We start from the raw sequence: 13,550 nt of genomic DNA on the forward strand, positions 1-13,550 counted from the left end.
GTCATGGGGATGTTGCGACCTTATATTCAGGCCGACCACTGCGACACTCATCTGCTGCTCTGCCCGTTCGCCGGGGCCAGCAGTGGTGCGTTCCACAGCTGGCGAGGCCTGGATGAACTGGGCATGAACCTGTCGCTGGCGGTCTATCCGGGACGCGACCAGCGCATGCACGAACCTTGTGTGCGCCAGGTCCAGCCACTGGCCGAAAGCCTTGCCGAGGAAATCCAGGCACTGACCAATCCGCAGCGCCAGAAGCTGATTCTGGCCGGGCACAGCATGGGCGCCCAGGTGGCTTTCGAGACCTGCCTGTTGCTGGAAAAAGCCGGTAAACCGCCTGCCGGACTGGTGCTGTCTGCCTGCCACGCACCGCACCTGAGCGGCAGACGCCTGCTCAGCCATCTGGATGACCAGCGCTTTATCGAACAACTGGTCGCCATTGGGGGTTGCAGCGAGGCGCTGCTGGCCGACCGCGACCTGCTGATGCTGTTCATGCCATTGCTGCGCGCCGACTTCCAGGCCACCGAAAGCTATCACCGCCAGCTTGACCCACAGCGTCAGCGGCTACGCACCCCGACGTTGCTTCTGCACGGCAGCCATGACCCGGAAGCCGATGCCGAGGAAGTCGCCGCCTGGAGCCAATGGCTATGTGGCGACTACCAGCAACACGCCATGGCAGGCGATCACTTTTATCTGACTCAGCGTCCCAGGGCCTTTGCGGCCCGGGTTCTCGGCTTCATCGAGAACAGCATCAGCCTTTTCCATCATTAACGGGAACCGGACATGAACACAGAACACAGATTGGCCAATGACCCGCTGCAACCCTATCTCGACGTGACGCTTCCCCAGCGCCTGCAACACTGGGCCCATGCCAACGGCTCGCGCACCGCCCTGGTCGCGGGCGAGCTGCGCGTGAGTTACACGCAACTCCAGCAACGGGTCGAACGCCTGGCAGGCGGGCTGGCGGCACTGGGCATCGTGGCCGGTGACCGGGTCATGCTGCAACTGCCCAACAGACTGGCCTTTGTCAGCGCCTTTTTCGCCGTGATGCGCCTCGGTGCGCTGCCGATCCTGACCATGCCCACCCAGCGGGCCCAGGATATCGAGGCGCTGTGCCAACTGGCCGAACCGGTGGCCTACCTGATCCCCGATCGCATCCGTGACTTCGATTACCGGGAAATGGCCGCTGGCATCGTCGAGCGCCAGCCCTCACTGCGCCATGTCATTGTCGACGGCGAACCGGGCACCTTCACGGCCTTGTCTTCCCTGGATGCGCCCTGCCCGCCATGGCCAGTCATCGATCCGCGAGACACGGCGCTGTTGCTGCTTTCCGGCGGCACCACCGGAACCCCCAAGCTGATTCCGCGCAGCCATGCGGCCTACGCCTACAACTTTTCCCTTTCGGCAGCGTTGTGCGAAATCGACAGCAGCAGCGTGTACCTCGCAGTGCTGCCGACCGCCCACAACTTCACCCTGGCCTGCCCCGGCATACTGGGCAGTCTGGCGGCGGGAGCGACAGTCATTCTGGGAGAAAGCGCCAGCTGCGACCAGGCGATGCCGTTGATCGAGCGCGAGCGTGTCACCCATGTGGCGCTGGTGCCGCCACTGGCGCAACTCTGGGCACAGGGCCGGGAATGGGAAGACAGCGACCTGTCGAGCCTGAAGCTGTTGCAGGTCGGCGGCTCGCGGCTCGATCCGGTTCTGGCGCAGCAACTGCTGGACGCCCTCGGCTGTCGGCTGCAACAGGTATTCGGCATGGCCGAAGGTCTGCTGTGCTACACCCGTCCCTCAGACTCGCTGGATGTGGTGATCAACACCCAGGGTCGTCCGCTGTCGCCCTTCGATGAAGTGCGGCTGGTGGACGCCGATCTGCAGGACGTCGCACCGGGCCAGACCGGTGAACTGCTGACCCGCGGCCCTTACACCATCTCCGGTTACTACCGGGCCGATGCTCACAACGCCGTCAGCTTTACCCCGGATGGCTTTTACCGCAGCGGCGACCTGGCGCGCTGGACACCGGAAGGCAACATCATCGTCGAAGGCCGGATCAAGGAGCAGATCCAGCGCAGCGGGGAAAAGATCTCTGCCGCACTGATCGAATCCCATCTCAATACCTTGCCTGAAGTCGAGGCAGCCGTTGTGGTTGCCGTGCCGGACACCCTGCTGGGCGAGCGCATCTGTGCCTTCATTCTTGGCGAACAACCTCCGGGCGCGGCTCAGCAGGTGCGTGACCAGTTGCGTCAATGCGGGCTGGGCGAAGACAAGCTGCCCGACCAGTTCGAGTGGATCGGGGCCTGGCCCCTGACCGCCGTGGGCAAGATCGACAAACGCCAACTCGCCGTCATGGCTCAGTGAATCCGGAGTTTTCCATGAATGCCATCAAGTCCGCGCCCGATTGCCAGAACCTGGGCGACATACGCCTGGGCATCGACAGCATTGACCAGCAGATCGTCAACCTGCTTGCCCGACGCTTGACCTATGTAAAGGCCGCGACCCGTTTCAAGGCCGACGAACAGAGCATTCCGGCCCCGGAGCGGGTCGCGGCCATGCTTGAAGAACGGCGGCAATGGGCTGCAGAAGTCGGCCTGCCGGTGGATCAGACCGAAGATTTCTTCAAGGACCTGATCCACTGGTTCATCAATCAGCAGATCACTCACTGGCGCACCCTGCATCCGGAGGCTGGTGAACAATGAACCCACTTCCCTCGTTCGACGGGCTTCTGGAGTGTTTGAAGCAAGCCCGGCAGCGGGTCAGCCCGCAGCGGCCTCGGGTGCTGGCGTCGTTCTCCACGCCGTCACCGGAAGTCGAACCGCTGACCTTGTTCAGCGCCAACCGGCAGCATCTGCAACCGGCCAGCCTGTGGCACGTCAAGGCTCAGGCGCAATACCGCCTTGGGCTGGGGCTTGCCCATGAGTTCAATGCCGACGGTAGCGAGAGTTGGCAAACGCTGGAAACACGCTGGCAAAGTCTGGCGGCCGATGCCGTTGTGCATGGTCCCCACCGGCCGGTGCTGTTCGGTGGTTTTGCCTTCGACCGGCAGCATCACCGGACCCGTTTGTGGCGCGACTTTCCCGATGCCGCGATGACCCTCCCGCGTTTCGAGCTGCACGAAAACGAAGGCCGGACACGCCTGATCGTCAATGTGCTGGTGGAGCAAGGCACCGTCTGCGAGCAGGTGGCTGAACAGCTCATGGATGAATGGGCAGCGGTTCTCGCACGCCCGGTGCCAGGCGACCCTGTGCCGGTCGATAACTATGTGCGCCTGTCCATGGCGCACCTCTGGAAACAGGACGTGAGCAATGCCGTCAGTCAGATCCGGCGCAGCGATCTGAAAAAGGTCGTGCTGGCCCGCTCGCAGAACATACCGGCAGCACAGCCCTTGCATCAGGTCATGCAGCGTCTGTTGCACAAACAGCCCAATGCCTATCTGTTTGCATTCGCCCGGCAGAACAGTTGCTTCATGGGTGCCTCGCCCGAATGCCTGCTGACCGTGCAGGGCAACAGGCTGCAAACCATGGCCCTGGCCGGCAGCGCACCTCGCGGTCGGAACACGGCTGACGATACAAGGCTGGGCGAGCAATTGCTGGCCAGTCAGAAGGACAATGCCGAGCATGCGATGGTGGTCGCCAGCCTGAAGGAGTGTCTGAGCCAGCACTGCCTGGAACTGGATATAGCCAGGCAGCCGCGCCTGCACAAGCTGCCGCATATTCAGCATCTGCTGACACCGGTGCAGGGCACGCTGGCACCCACCACCAGCCTGCTGGGCATCGCCGAAAGCCTGCACCCCACCCCGGCGGTGGGCGGTTTGCCGCGAAGCAAGGCGCTGGATTACATCCGCAATCACGAGCATCTGGACCGTGGCTGGTACGCCGGGCCGGTGGGTTGGCTGGATGATCGCGGCAGTTGCGAATTTGCCGTCGCCCTGCGCTCTGCCCTGCTGGATGGCCACAGGGCGACACTGTTTGCCGGGTGCGGGCTGGTCAGTGAATCGGAGCCGGAGAGCGAGTATCGGGAGAGTGATCTGAAGATGCAGACCATGCGTGAGGCGTTACAAGGATAGGCCAGCGGCAGGAGATACCTGTCACGTGTGGTAGGGGCCTTGGCCGCGACGACCTGCTTACAAGCAGCATATTTTCAGCGCCTGAAAGTCGGCTGTCGCGGCCAAGGCCCCTACCACGGATTGTGATTCAGCCAGCTTTACTTCACACCTGCCCCTTGCAGGAAGAACTGCTGCAACAACGCAGCCATCCCAGAACGTGCCACCCGGCCACGTCGCTCTGCATCCACCAGCCCGAACAGCTGGGACGCGAAGATTTCTGTCAGCACCGGCGCGCCGATATCGATCCGGAAAACACCTTCGCGCTGGCCGCGCAGGAAAAAGGCGTCCAGCGCCCCCGAATACGGCATCCAGCGGGTGCCGCCACAGCGTTCGTCCATGGAATCCGGGCGCCACTGGAAGCACAGGAACACCAGTATTTCACGGTGAGTCAGGTGCCCTTCGATCAAGCGGCTCAATGCCTCCAGCGGTGGAGCATGCTCCAGATCGGACGCGTCAATGACCTGATTCATCAGGGACGAGCCGTGGTTGAGCAACATTTCGATGAGGTTGCCGCGTGTTCCACAGAAGCGATTGAGGGTGGCTTTGCTCACGCCTGCAGCCTGGGCGATGTCCTTGAACGTACCCGCCGGATGCTCGACGAGCGCGACAGCCAGGGCTTTCAGGAGTTTTTCATCAGCAGCGGGTAAATCCATTGGGTGTTCTTTCACTCGTCAAGATTGCATGGCGGGCATTGTGCAGAAAAAGCCCGTGTCCTCAAAGCACATTAACAATTGCTCACAAAAGATTCACATGAGGCAATATTGACTCACATTAGTACAAAACAGATCATTCGCAACTTTAGCGATTAATGGGCGCTGCCCGGGTGAAAGCATGAGTACGTTGCGCGAATGGCGTGTTATTCCGGTTGTCATGCTGCTGGCAGCTCTGGGTCTGGCAGGTTGTGATCAAAAGGCCCAGGAAGGCTGGGGAGCGTCAGGCGCACCACGGGAGGTCGACTCTGTTGCCGTCAAGACCGAGGCTTTCACCCTGATCAACGAGCTGCCCGGCCGTATCGAGCCGGTCAGGGTCGCCCAGGTACGCGCCCGGGTCGCGGGTATCGTACTCAGTCGCAACTTCGTGGAAGGCGCCGATGTAAAGGCTGGCGATATCTTGTTCCAGATCGACCCTGCCCCTTTCAAGGCCGCCCTTTCCAAAGCACAGGGTGAGCTGGCGCGCACCGAAGCAACGCTTTACGAAACCCAGGCCACCGTCAAACGCTATGAACCCCTGGTGAAAATCGAAGCGGTCAGCCAGCAGGATTACGACACCGCCAAAGCCGCACTGCAGAACGCCAGCGCTGCCAGGCGCTCGGCCCAGGCCGACGTCGAAACGGCTCGGCTGGATCTGGGTTATGCCACGGTCAAGGCGCCCATCTCCGGTCGTATCGGCCGCGCCACCGTCACCGAAGGTGCGCTGGTTGGCCAGGGCGAAACCACACTGATGGCGACCATCCAGCAATTGGACCCGGTGTATGCCGACTTCACCCAGCCGGTGGCCGATGCCCTGCGCATGCGTACCGCCATCCAGAACGGCAACCTGCCCAAGGGCGGTGAAGACGCCTTGACCCTGAGTGTCGAAGGCACCGATTACCAGAGCCGCGGCACCCTGCTGTTCACCGATATCGCCGTAGACCCCACCACCGGACAGGTTTCCCTGCGTGCCCGCTTCCCCAACCCTGACGGCATTCTGCTGCCGGGCATGTATGTGCGGGTTCGTACACCACAGAGCACGAACGATAACGCCATCCTTGTTCCTCAGCGCGCCATCAAGCGCTCCAGCGACGGCGCGGCTCAGGTGCTGGTCATCGGCAAGGACGGGACAGTGGAGTCCAGACCGGTGAAAACCGGTGCGATGCAGGGCTCGCGCTGGCAGATCACCGAGGGCCTGAATGCGGGCGAGCAGATCATTGTCGGCAACATGACCGGCCTCAATCCTGGTGACAAGGTCGTCCCCAAATCGCAACCCGCTCAACAGCAGGCCAAGGCTCAGTAAGGCCGACTTCAGCGCGATCAAGGATAACTTTCTATGTCACTGTTCTTTATCAAGCGCCCCAACTTCGCGTGGGTCGTTGCCTTGTTCATCCTGCTGGCGGGCCTGATGGCGCTGCCGTCGCTGCCGGTGGCGCAATACCCGGTCGTGGCGCCGCCGCAGATCACCATCACCGCCACCTACCCCGGCGCTTCCGCCAAGGTGTTGGTGGACTCGGTCACCAGCGTCATCGAGGACGAACTCAACGGCGCCAAGGGGATGCTGTATTACGAGTCGACCAGCAACTCCACCGGTTCTGCCGAAATCAACGTGACCTTCAATCCGGGGACCAACCCGGACATGGCTCAGGTCGAAGTGCAGAACCGCATCAAGAAAGCCGAAGCGCGCCTGCCGCAGCCGGTGCTGAGCCAGGGTTTGCAGGTGGAACAGGCCAGCTCCGGGTTCCTGATGATTTTCGCCCTGAGCTACAAGGGCGATTCGACCAACAAGGACACCGTTGCCCTGGCCGACTATGCGGCGCGTAACGTCAACAATGAAATCAGCCGTGTGAACGGCGTCGGCAAGCTGCAGTTCTTTGCCGCAGAAGCGGCCATGCGCGTGTGGATCGACCCACAGAAACTGGTGGGTTTCGGCCTGTCCATCGATGACGTGAATACGGCGATTCGTGGCCAGAACGTTCAGGTGCCTGCCGGCAGCTTCGGCAGTACGCCTGGCTCATCACTGCAAGAGCTGACCGCAACCCTGGCGGTCAAGGGCACGCTGGATAATCCCGAAGAGTTCGGGCGCATCGTGCTGCGCGCCAATCAGGATGGCTCCACCGTGCATCTGGCCGATGTCGCACGCCTTGCCGTGGGCAGCCAGGATTACAACTTCGAGTCGCGCCTGAACGGCAAGCGTGCCGTGGCAGCCGCCATCCAGCTCTCGCCGGGCGCCAACGCCATCGAGACGGTAAAGGCCGTCAAGCAACGCCTGACCGAGCTGTCGGTCAATTTCCCGGACGACGTCGAGTTCTCCGTACCCTATGACACCTCGCGCTTTGTGGATGTGGCCATCGACAAGGTGATCTACACCCTGATCGAAGCCATGGTGCTGGTGTTTCTGGTGATGTTCCTGTTCCTGCAGAACATCCGCTATACCCTGATCCCGACCATCGTGGTGCCGGTCTGTCTGGCGGGTACGCTGGCGATCATGTACCTGCTGGGCTTCTCGGTGAACATGATGACCATGTTCGGCATGGTCCTGGCCATCGGTATCCTGGTAGACGACGCCATTGTGGTGGTGGAGAACGTCGAGCGGATCATGGCCGAAGAAGGCTTGTCCCCGGCGGCCGCGACGGTCAAGGCGATGGGTCAGGTGTCGGGTGCGATTCTGGGCATCACTCTGGTGCTGGCTGCCGTGTTCCTGCCGCTGGCCTTCATGGGCGGTTCGGTCGGCGTGATCTACCAGCAGTTCTCGCTGTCGCTGGCGGTGTCGATCCTGTTCTCGGGCTTCCTGGCCCTGACGTTCACACCCGCGCTGTGCGCCACCCTGCTCAAGCCTATTCCGGCCGGGCATCACGAAAAACGCGGTTTCTTCGGCGGCTTCAACCGCCTGTTCGAAAAGCTGACACACCGCTACGAGCGACTGAGTTCGAGCATGCTGCAACGTGCGGGCCGCTACATGCTGGTGTATGTCGGCATCGTCGGCCTGCTGGGCTTCTTTTATCTGCGCCTGCCGGAATCCTTCGTGCCGGTCGAAGACCAGGGCTACCTGATCGTCGACGTGCAACTGCCGCCCGGTGCGACCCGTGCGCGGACCGATGAAACGGCACAGTTACTGGAAAAGTACCTGATGTCCCGCGAGAGCACCGACTCGGTGACGATGCTGCTGGGTTTCAGTTTCTCCGGCATGGGCGAAAACGCCGGTCTGGCTTTCCCGACCCTGAAGGACTGGTCCGAGCGCGGCAAAGGGCAATCGGCCGCCGACGAAGCGGCAGCGTTCAACCAGCATTTCGCCGGCCTGAGCGACGGTACGGTCATGGCGGTCACGCCACCGCCTATCGAAGGCCTCGGCACTTCGGGCGGCTTCGCATTGCGCTTGCAGGACCGAGCCGGTCTGGGTCGCGAAGCACTGCTGGCAGCACGTAATGAATTGCTGGGCAAGGCCAATGGCAACCCGAAAATCCTCTACGCCATGATGGAAGGCCTGGCCGAAGCGCCACAACTGCGTCTGAGTATCGACCGGGAAAAAGCCCGCGCACTGGGGGTGAGTTTCGAGTCGATCAACAATGCCCTGTCCACGGCATTTGGTTCCTCGGTCATCAGTGACTTTGCCAACGCCGGTAGACAGCAACGAGTCGTGGTTCAGGCCGATCAGGACTCGCGGATGACACCGGAAAGCGTTCTGAAACTCCATGTTCCCAACAGCAGCGGCACACTGGTTCCGCTGGGTGCGTTCGTCACCACTCACTGGGAAGAAGGCCCGGTGCAGATCGCCCGCTACAACGGCTACCCGGCGTTCAAGATTTCGGGCGATGCACCACCGGGTGTCAGTACCGGCGAGGCGATGGCCGAGATCGAGCGGATTGTTTCCGAGCTGCCACCGGGCATTGGTTACGAGTGGACCGGCCTCTCCTATCAGGAGAAAGTGGCCAGTGGTCAGGCGACGGTGTTGTTCGCACTGGCGCTGGTGGTCGTGTTCCTGTTGCTGGTTGCGCTTTATGAGAGCTGGGCGATTCCGCTGGTGGTCATGCTGATCGTGCCGGTCGGAGCCCTGGGAGCCGTGCTGGCTGTAACCGCGGTCGACATGCCCAACGATGTGTACTTCAAGGTTGGCCTGATCACGATTATCGGTCTGGCGGCGAAAAACGCGATTCTGATCGTCGAGTTTGCCAAGGAACTGTGGGAACAGGGGCATTCCCTGCGCGATTCGGCTCTCCAGGCAGCACGCCTGCGCTTCCGCCCGATCGTCATGACCTCGCTGGCCTTTATCCTGGGTGTCGTCCCGTTGACCATCGCCACCGGTGCTGGCGCTGCCAGCCAGCGTGCCATCGGTACAGGCGTGATCGGCGGCATGCTCAGCGCGACACTGCTGGGGGTGATTCTGGTACCGATCTTCTTCGTATGGGTGCTGTCGGTATTGCGTCGCAAGCCCCATCCAGTCGAACAGGAGTAGGCAGAGCTCAGCAATCTGTACTGGAGCGAATTCATTCGCGAATGAATTCGCTACGGATTATTTTTTGCCGTGATCTGTGACCAGGCCGGGCTGGCGTCGAGGAGGAACTTCGACGCCATGCTCACCTGATTCTTGCCCTGTGACTTGGCCGAATAGAGTGCCCGGTCAGCCAGTTCGATCAACCCTTCCTGATTCACCGGCTCATTGCGCTGCGCAAGCGTTGCAACACCCAGGCTGATGGTCACGATGTTGAAGGGGCTGGATATATGCTCGATGCATTGAGTGCGGATGCGCTCCAGAATCGCCTCGGCGACCGCGCGGGCACCCGCCTCGTCAGTATCGGGAATGACCACCGCAAACTCCTCACCGCCATAGCGGGCCGCCATGTCTCCGGGGCGTCTGATGCATTGCTCGATGATCCGGCTGATGGTCTTCAGGCACTCGTCACCCGCCAGATGACCGTAATGGTCGTTATAGAGCTTGAAATAATCCACATCGATAAGGATGAGCGACAAGGCCCGTCGCTCGCGCTTGGCCCGCTTGAATTCGATATCCAGAAACTGATCGAAGCGCCTGCGGTTGGCCAGGCCCGTCAGTTTGTCCTGAGAAGCCAGAAGTTCCAGGCTCTGGTTCAGTTCGATCAGTGCGGCCTGGGAAACCAGCAGCTCGCTTTCGGCCCGTATGCGGCGGTGGATATGGCCAATCAGGCGAATCCCCAATCCAACCAGCAACCCCAATAGCACCAGCACCACCACTATCGACTGGCGGGCCTGGTTCCACCAGATTTGCATGGCCTCTTCCCGGCCAACCGCAACTGTGGTCACCAACGGGTAATGCTCGCTTCTCTTGAAAGCGTAGAGACGATCAACCCCGTCCACATTGGAAATGAACTCGGCCGTGCCGGACAAATTTTTACGGGTAATGGCAAAAATCGGTGCCGAGGAAAGGTCGCGGTTGATATCCGCCTCGCGGAAGGGATACCTGACCAGCAACCGTCCCTGAGACGAACTCAGGCTGATGACCCCGGTATGCCCGACATCGATATTGGAATAGAAGTTGAGCAAATGATCGATGCTGATGGTGATCAGCATGACCCCGCCAAAGCTCGAGTCAGGATTATCGATCCGCCGACTGATCGAAACCAGCCAGGCATTGGTGACTCGGCTGCGAAAGGCAGGCCCGATGAACACTCCACGGTCGCGATTTTCCTTGTGGTACATGAAGAACTCTCGATCTTCCCCCCCCATCCTCGGAATATGCCGGTTACTCAGGAATACCCCACTGCCGTCCGCGTCATACAGCACCACGCTGTTCAAGGGTTTCAGTGTAGCCATTTCCAGGGCAACCACCGACCTCAGGCGTTCGATCTGCTTTTCACCCACGCCCTCTTTCTCGACCCTTTCGATAAGGCCGACCAGCATCAGCTCACTCTGCCTGAACATGCCCTCGGTGTAGTTGCTCAGGGCACTGGTGAGGTTGACGGTATTGGTTTCGATACTCACCAGCGTATTCTGGCGCACCGTCACTATCTGCCATACCGTCAGTAACACGACGCACAGGCACACAACAAAAATCAGCAATGAGGCAAGACGAAGATCACTCTTCAAAGGCAGCCTCCAAGGCAGGTTGAAAACATGTTCGACGTACACGGATTCATCATTGAACCTGCGCACTCATGATGTGCACCAACCCTGTACCATTCTTTTGCCATCATTTCCAAGATTTGCTCGCTTCCCTTGTCCATATTCCGTATTGAAACAGTAGACGTGTTCCGGCCCTGAACGGAAAAAGCTTTGGGGCTCATACGAAAAAAATTAACGGCCAGATCATGACCTTAGCTCTGAAGAAGCTCGCACAAGCCTGACACAGAAGCTTTCGCTGGGTATTCTGGCCGGCTTGGCCCAATGGATATGAAACCGTCATGAAGAAAACCCTGAGCACCTTGCTTACCGCTTCGGCAATCCTGCTTGCAGCCCCCTCAGTACAGGCTCACCAGATCTGGTTCGAGCAAGCCCCGGACCGCAGCATGACGTTCTACTACGGCGAATATGACAACAATATGCTGGAGGTCACTCCTGGCGGCATGGATCGCTTCAAGGCCCTGGAAGCTCAGTGGACAAGCGCATCAGGAACGACTCCGCTGAAAATGAAACTCGAGCGCGACCACTTTTCGGTTGCTCAGAAGCCCGGCAAGAATGATTCATGGCTGGCCTTCGACAAGCAGTACCCGATCTTTCAGGTCAAGGACGAAGGCAAGACCGTCAGCGCCTACTGGACGCCAGCCACCCGCTGGGTCAGCGACTTTCGTGCCCGCGAGCCAGAGCTGGACCTGGATATCGTACCGACAGGCGTCGTAAAGGGCGATGAAGTGGAGTTCCAGGTCTTTCACCTGCAAGACCCGTTGGGCAATGTTCCCGTGACCCTGTCTTCGGGCTCCGGCTGGGTGCGGCTGGCCAATACCGATGGCGAAGGCAAGGTCAGCTTCAAGCTGCCCTGGAAAGGCACCTATGTGCTGGGTATCGAATACCGCGACCGCTCGGCGGGTGGAGAACGTGTCGGCCTTGATGGCAACAAGGAAAAATACGACATCCTGGCCTACAGCTCGTCGCTCTCGTTCCACAAGGCGAGCGGTCTGGCACCTCTGCCCCGCGCAGAATCAACGCTGCCAGCGTCGGAAATCGCTCGTCTGAACAAGAAGTAATTGAGGGGAACCTGTCAATGAAAGCTGTTTTCCATTGCCTGCTAGTTGCCTGTGCCCTGTTCATGAACCAGGCCAATGCCCATGGCGTTCCTCAGCCACAGCACGGCGGCCTGATCGAGGATGCCGGGCTGGTCGCCATCGAAATAGTCACCAACGGCGATACCGTGGACCTGTACCTGACCGATCACGACCAGCCGATCAGTGCCGAAAACGTCACCGGGGTACTCACCATCACCACCCGCCATAAACGGGTAAAAACCGACATCGTCGCGCTCAGCGGCAATCAACTGCAAAGCAAGGGCGTGAGTTACCAGTCGGGTTCACGGATCAGCGCCCTGCTGACCCTGGCGGATGGCAAGACCAAGGTCAGTGCGCGGTTCAGGATTCCGTGACGGGGTTGAATATGGCATTCAGGACCGGCCTCGGTGTTACTTAAACTAACGAAAATGCCCTGCTTGCAGGGCATTTCTTACGGACCTTTCCCTATCATCCGCACGAAGTTTCCTAGAAAATCCCATCCCCTTGCATCGGTGTTTTTGGCTCTCTAGGCTGTGCCGGTCACTGCTCATCAGTGATCGGGTTTAGCAGCCTGCGTTAATTACTCACCATGCAAGGTACTGCTTATGGCGGCTTTGCGTGGGGCACCTTCGGGTGCGCCGGTTTTTGGTGAGTATTCCCGGTCTGCTAACCCGCGACAAAGCCGCCACCCTCATTCGTTTAGCAGCGAGTGAAAGGTGGCCCCATAAGGAATACTTACCATGAAAAAACTAACACCCGCCCCACCTGCTCCATCGCTCGAAGAATCCCTGCTGCACATCTCCGAACTGCTGCGCTGCGCAGCCGCCACCGCCTACGAATCCGGCGACAGCCTCAATGGACCGAAACGTGATCTGGCTTTTTCAGTCGTGCATCTGATCGGCATGGCCAGGACTGAACTGGATCGATCGTTGGAGCGGGTGGAGCCGCGTTGAAGCTTTAGTGACTGTGGGACCGGATTGGGTGGTGCTTTGCTTATCCGGTCCTTTTCCGGTCCGTACAGCAAAGCTTGAAGACATCGAAACAATGCCTGGCAAGGCTGGGGCAAGAGAGCAAAGACTGGAAATGGCGCGAGACTGGATGCCATGACATTCAGCGACAATGGATGCTATGCGGGTTACACCATCCTGCCCACTGACGGCGACTACATCGAGTCTCGGGTCGCCGTGAACAAGGAGCTGATCCTGACCTATTGGCAGACCGCAGGAGGCAGCGCTTGCAAGATACCGTTCTCCTTTACGCCCGAGGACGGCGCCACCTATACCTTGACCCAAGGTTTCTGGAGCAAGCCCCAGGCAGGCATTCTTCCGATCCTCAACCGCGAGCAACATTTCTGTGGCATAGGCGTCATCAAGAAAGTCGGCGGCTAGGAAAACATCGACCTCATTCAACAACTGAAAATCAAGACCGGGTTCATATGCTTGAAGTTCTTTAAATAGAGGCACCGCACGGTATCCGCTGGGAGTTGGTTGAAACATTTCGAGTGGATACCGCCCTCGGCGGAGGGCAGCTAGCGGCCAAAAGCAGACAGATCACTTGATAGCACCAGCAGCTTGAGAAGCTCGTCTGTTCAGG

At 59.9% G+C, this 13,550-nt stretch carries 12 protein-coding genes; 10 read left to right on the forward strand and 2 right to left on the reverse strand.

The features are described from left to right. The first annotated feature begins 3 nt into the window (after positions 1 to 3). The 4 genes from CKW23_RS11880 to CKW23_RS11895 are packed head-to-tail and all read left to right on the forward strand — an operon-like array spanning position 4 to position 4,057. On the forward strand, positions 4 to 768 hold the full coding sequence (locus CKW23_RS11880; protein WP_177434634.1) for a thioesterase II family protein: 765 nt from the start codon (positions 4 to 6) through the stop codon (positions 766 to 768). 12 nt (positions 769 to 780) lie between these two features. Then, positions 781 to 2,352, forward strand: a complete 1,572-nt coding sequence (locus CKW23_RS11885; RefSeq protein WP_095067600.1) for a (2,3-dihydroxybenzoyl)adenylate synthase — start codon at positions 781 to 783, stop codon at positions 2,350 to 2,352. 14 nt (positions 2,353 to 2,366) lie between these two features. Continuing rightward, positions 2,367 to 2,690: an isochorismate lyase gene (locus CKW23_RS11890; protein WP_095067601.1), complete on the forward strand. Its 324-nt coding sequence runs from the start codon at positions 2,367 to 2,369 to the stop codon at positions 2,688 to 2,690. After that, positions 2,687 to 4,057, forward strand: coding sequence for an isochorismate synthase (locus tag CKW23_RS11895; protein WP_095067602.1), 1,371 nt, complete (start codon positions 2,687 to 2,689; stop codon positions 4,055 to 4,057). The genes CKW23_RS11890 and CKW23_RS11895 overlap by 4 nt, the downstream gene beginning before the upstream one ends. A 137-nt stretch (positions 4,058 to 4,194) precedes the next feature. Here the strand turns inward: CKW23_RS11895 and CKW23_RS11900 are convergent, their stop codons facing one another. Then, on the reverse strand, positions 4,195 to 4,749 hold the full coding sequence (locus tag CKW23_RS11900) for a TetR/AcrR family transcriptional regulator (protein WP_095067603.1): 555 nt from the start codon (positions 4,747 to 4,749) through the stop codon (positions 4,195 to 4,197). Between the two features lie 178 nt (positions 4,750 to 4,927). On the opposite strand from CKW23_RS11900, the gene CKW23_RS11905 reads away from it, so the two are divergent. Then, complete coding sequence (locus tag CKW23_RS11905) at positions 4,928 to 6,088, forward strand: MexC family multidrug efflux RND transporter periplasmic adaptor subunit (protein WP_095067604.1); 1,161 nt, start codon at positions 4,928 to 4,930, stop codon at positions 6,086 to 6,088. 33 nt (positions 6,089 to 6,121) lie between these two features. Beyond that, the gene (locus CKW23_RS11910; protein ID WP_038399812.1) at positions 6,122 to 9,238 is read left to right on the forward strand and encodes an efflux RND transporter permease subunit; all 3,117 of its coding nucleotides are present in this window, start codon (positions 6,122 to 6,124) and stop codon (positions 9,236 to 9,238) included. A gap of 50 nt (positions 9,239 to 9,288) precedes the next feature. Here CKW23_RS11910 and CKW23_RS11915 read toward each other — a convergent pair whose 3' ends face one another. Next, positions 9,289 to 10,845 (reverse strand): sensor domain-containing diguanylate cyclase, encoded by a 1,557-nt coding sequence (locus CKW23_RS11915; RefSeq protein WP_025259790.1) that lies wholly within the window; start codon positions 10,843 to 10,845, stop codon positions 9,289 to 9,291. A 314-nt stretch (positions 10,846 to 11,159) separates the two neighbouring features. Here CKW23_RS11915 and CKW23_RS11920 point away from each other — a divergent pair, with 314 nt between their 5' ends. The 4 genes from CKW23_RS11920 (at position 11,160) to CKW23_RS11935 (ending at position 13,345) form a co-directional block, all read left to right on the forward strand. Continuing rightward, positions 11,160 to 11,939: a nickel uptake transporter family protein gene (locus tag CKW23_RS11920; RefSeq protein WP_025259789.1), complete on the forward strand. Its 780-nt coding sequence runs from the start codon at positions 11,160 to 11,162 to the stop codon at positions 11,937 to 11,939. 17 nt (positions 11,940 to 11,956) lie between these two features. After that, a complete protein-coding gene (locus tag CKW23_RS11925; protein WP_095067605.1) occupies positions 11,957 to 12,331 on the forward strand; it encodes a hypothetical protein in 375 nt (124 codons plus the stop codon). A gap of 366 nt (positions 12,332 to 12,697) precedes the next feature. Beyond that, positions 12,698 to 12,910, forward strand: coding sequence for a DUF6124 family protein (locus tag CKW23_RS11930; RefSeq protein ID WP_095067606.1), 213 nt, complete (start codon positions 12,698 to 12,700; stop codon positions 12,908 to 12,910). Between the two features lie 150 nt (positions 12,911 to 13,060). Further along, complete coding sequence (locus CKW23_RS11935; protein WP_095067607.1) at positions 13,061 to 13,345, forward strand: hypothetical protein; 285 nt, start codon at positions 13,061 to 13,063, stop codon at positions 13,343 to 13,345. Positions 13,346 to 13,550: the final 205 nt, after the last annotated feature.

The organism is Pseudomonas sp. Irchel 3A18, assembly GCF_900187465.1.
GTDB lineage: Bacteria > Pseudomonadota > Gammaproteobacteria > Pseudomonadales > Pseudomonadaceae > Aquipseudomonas > Aquipseudomonas cichorii.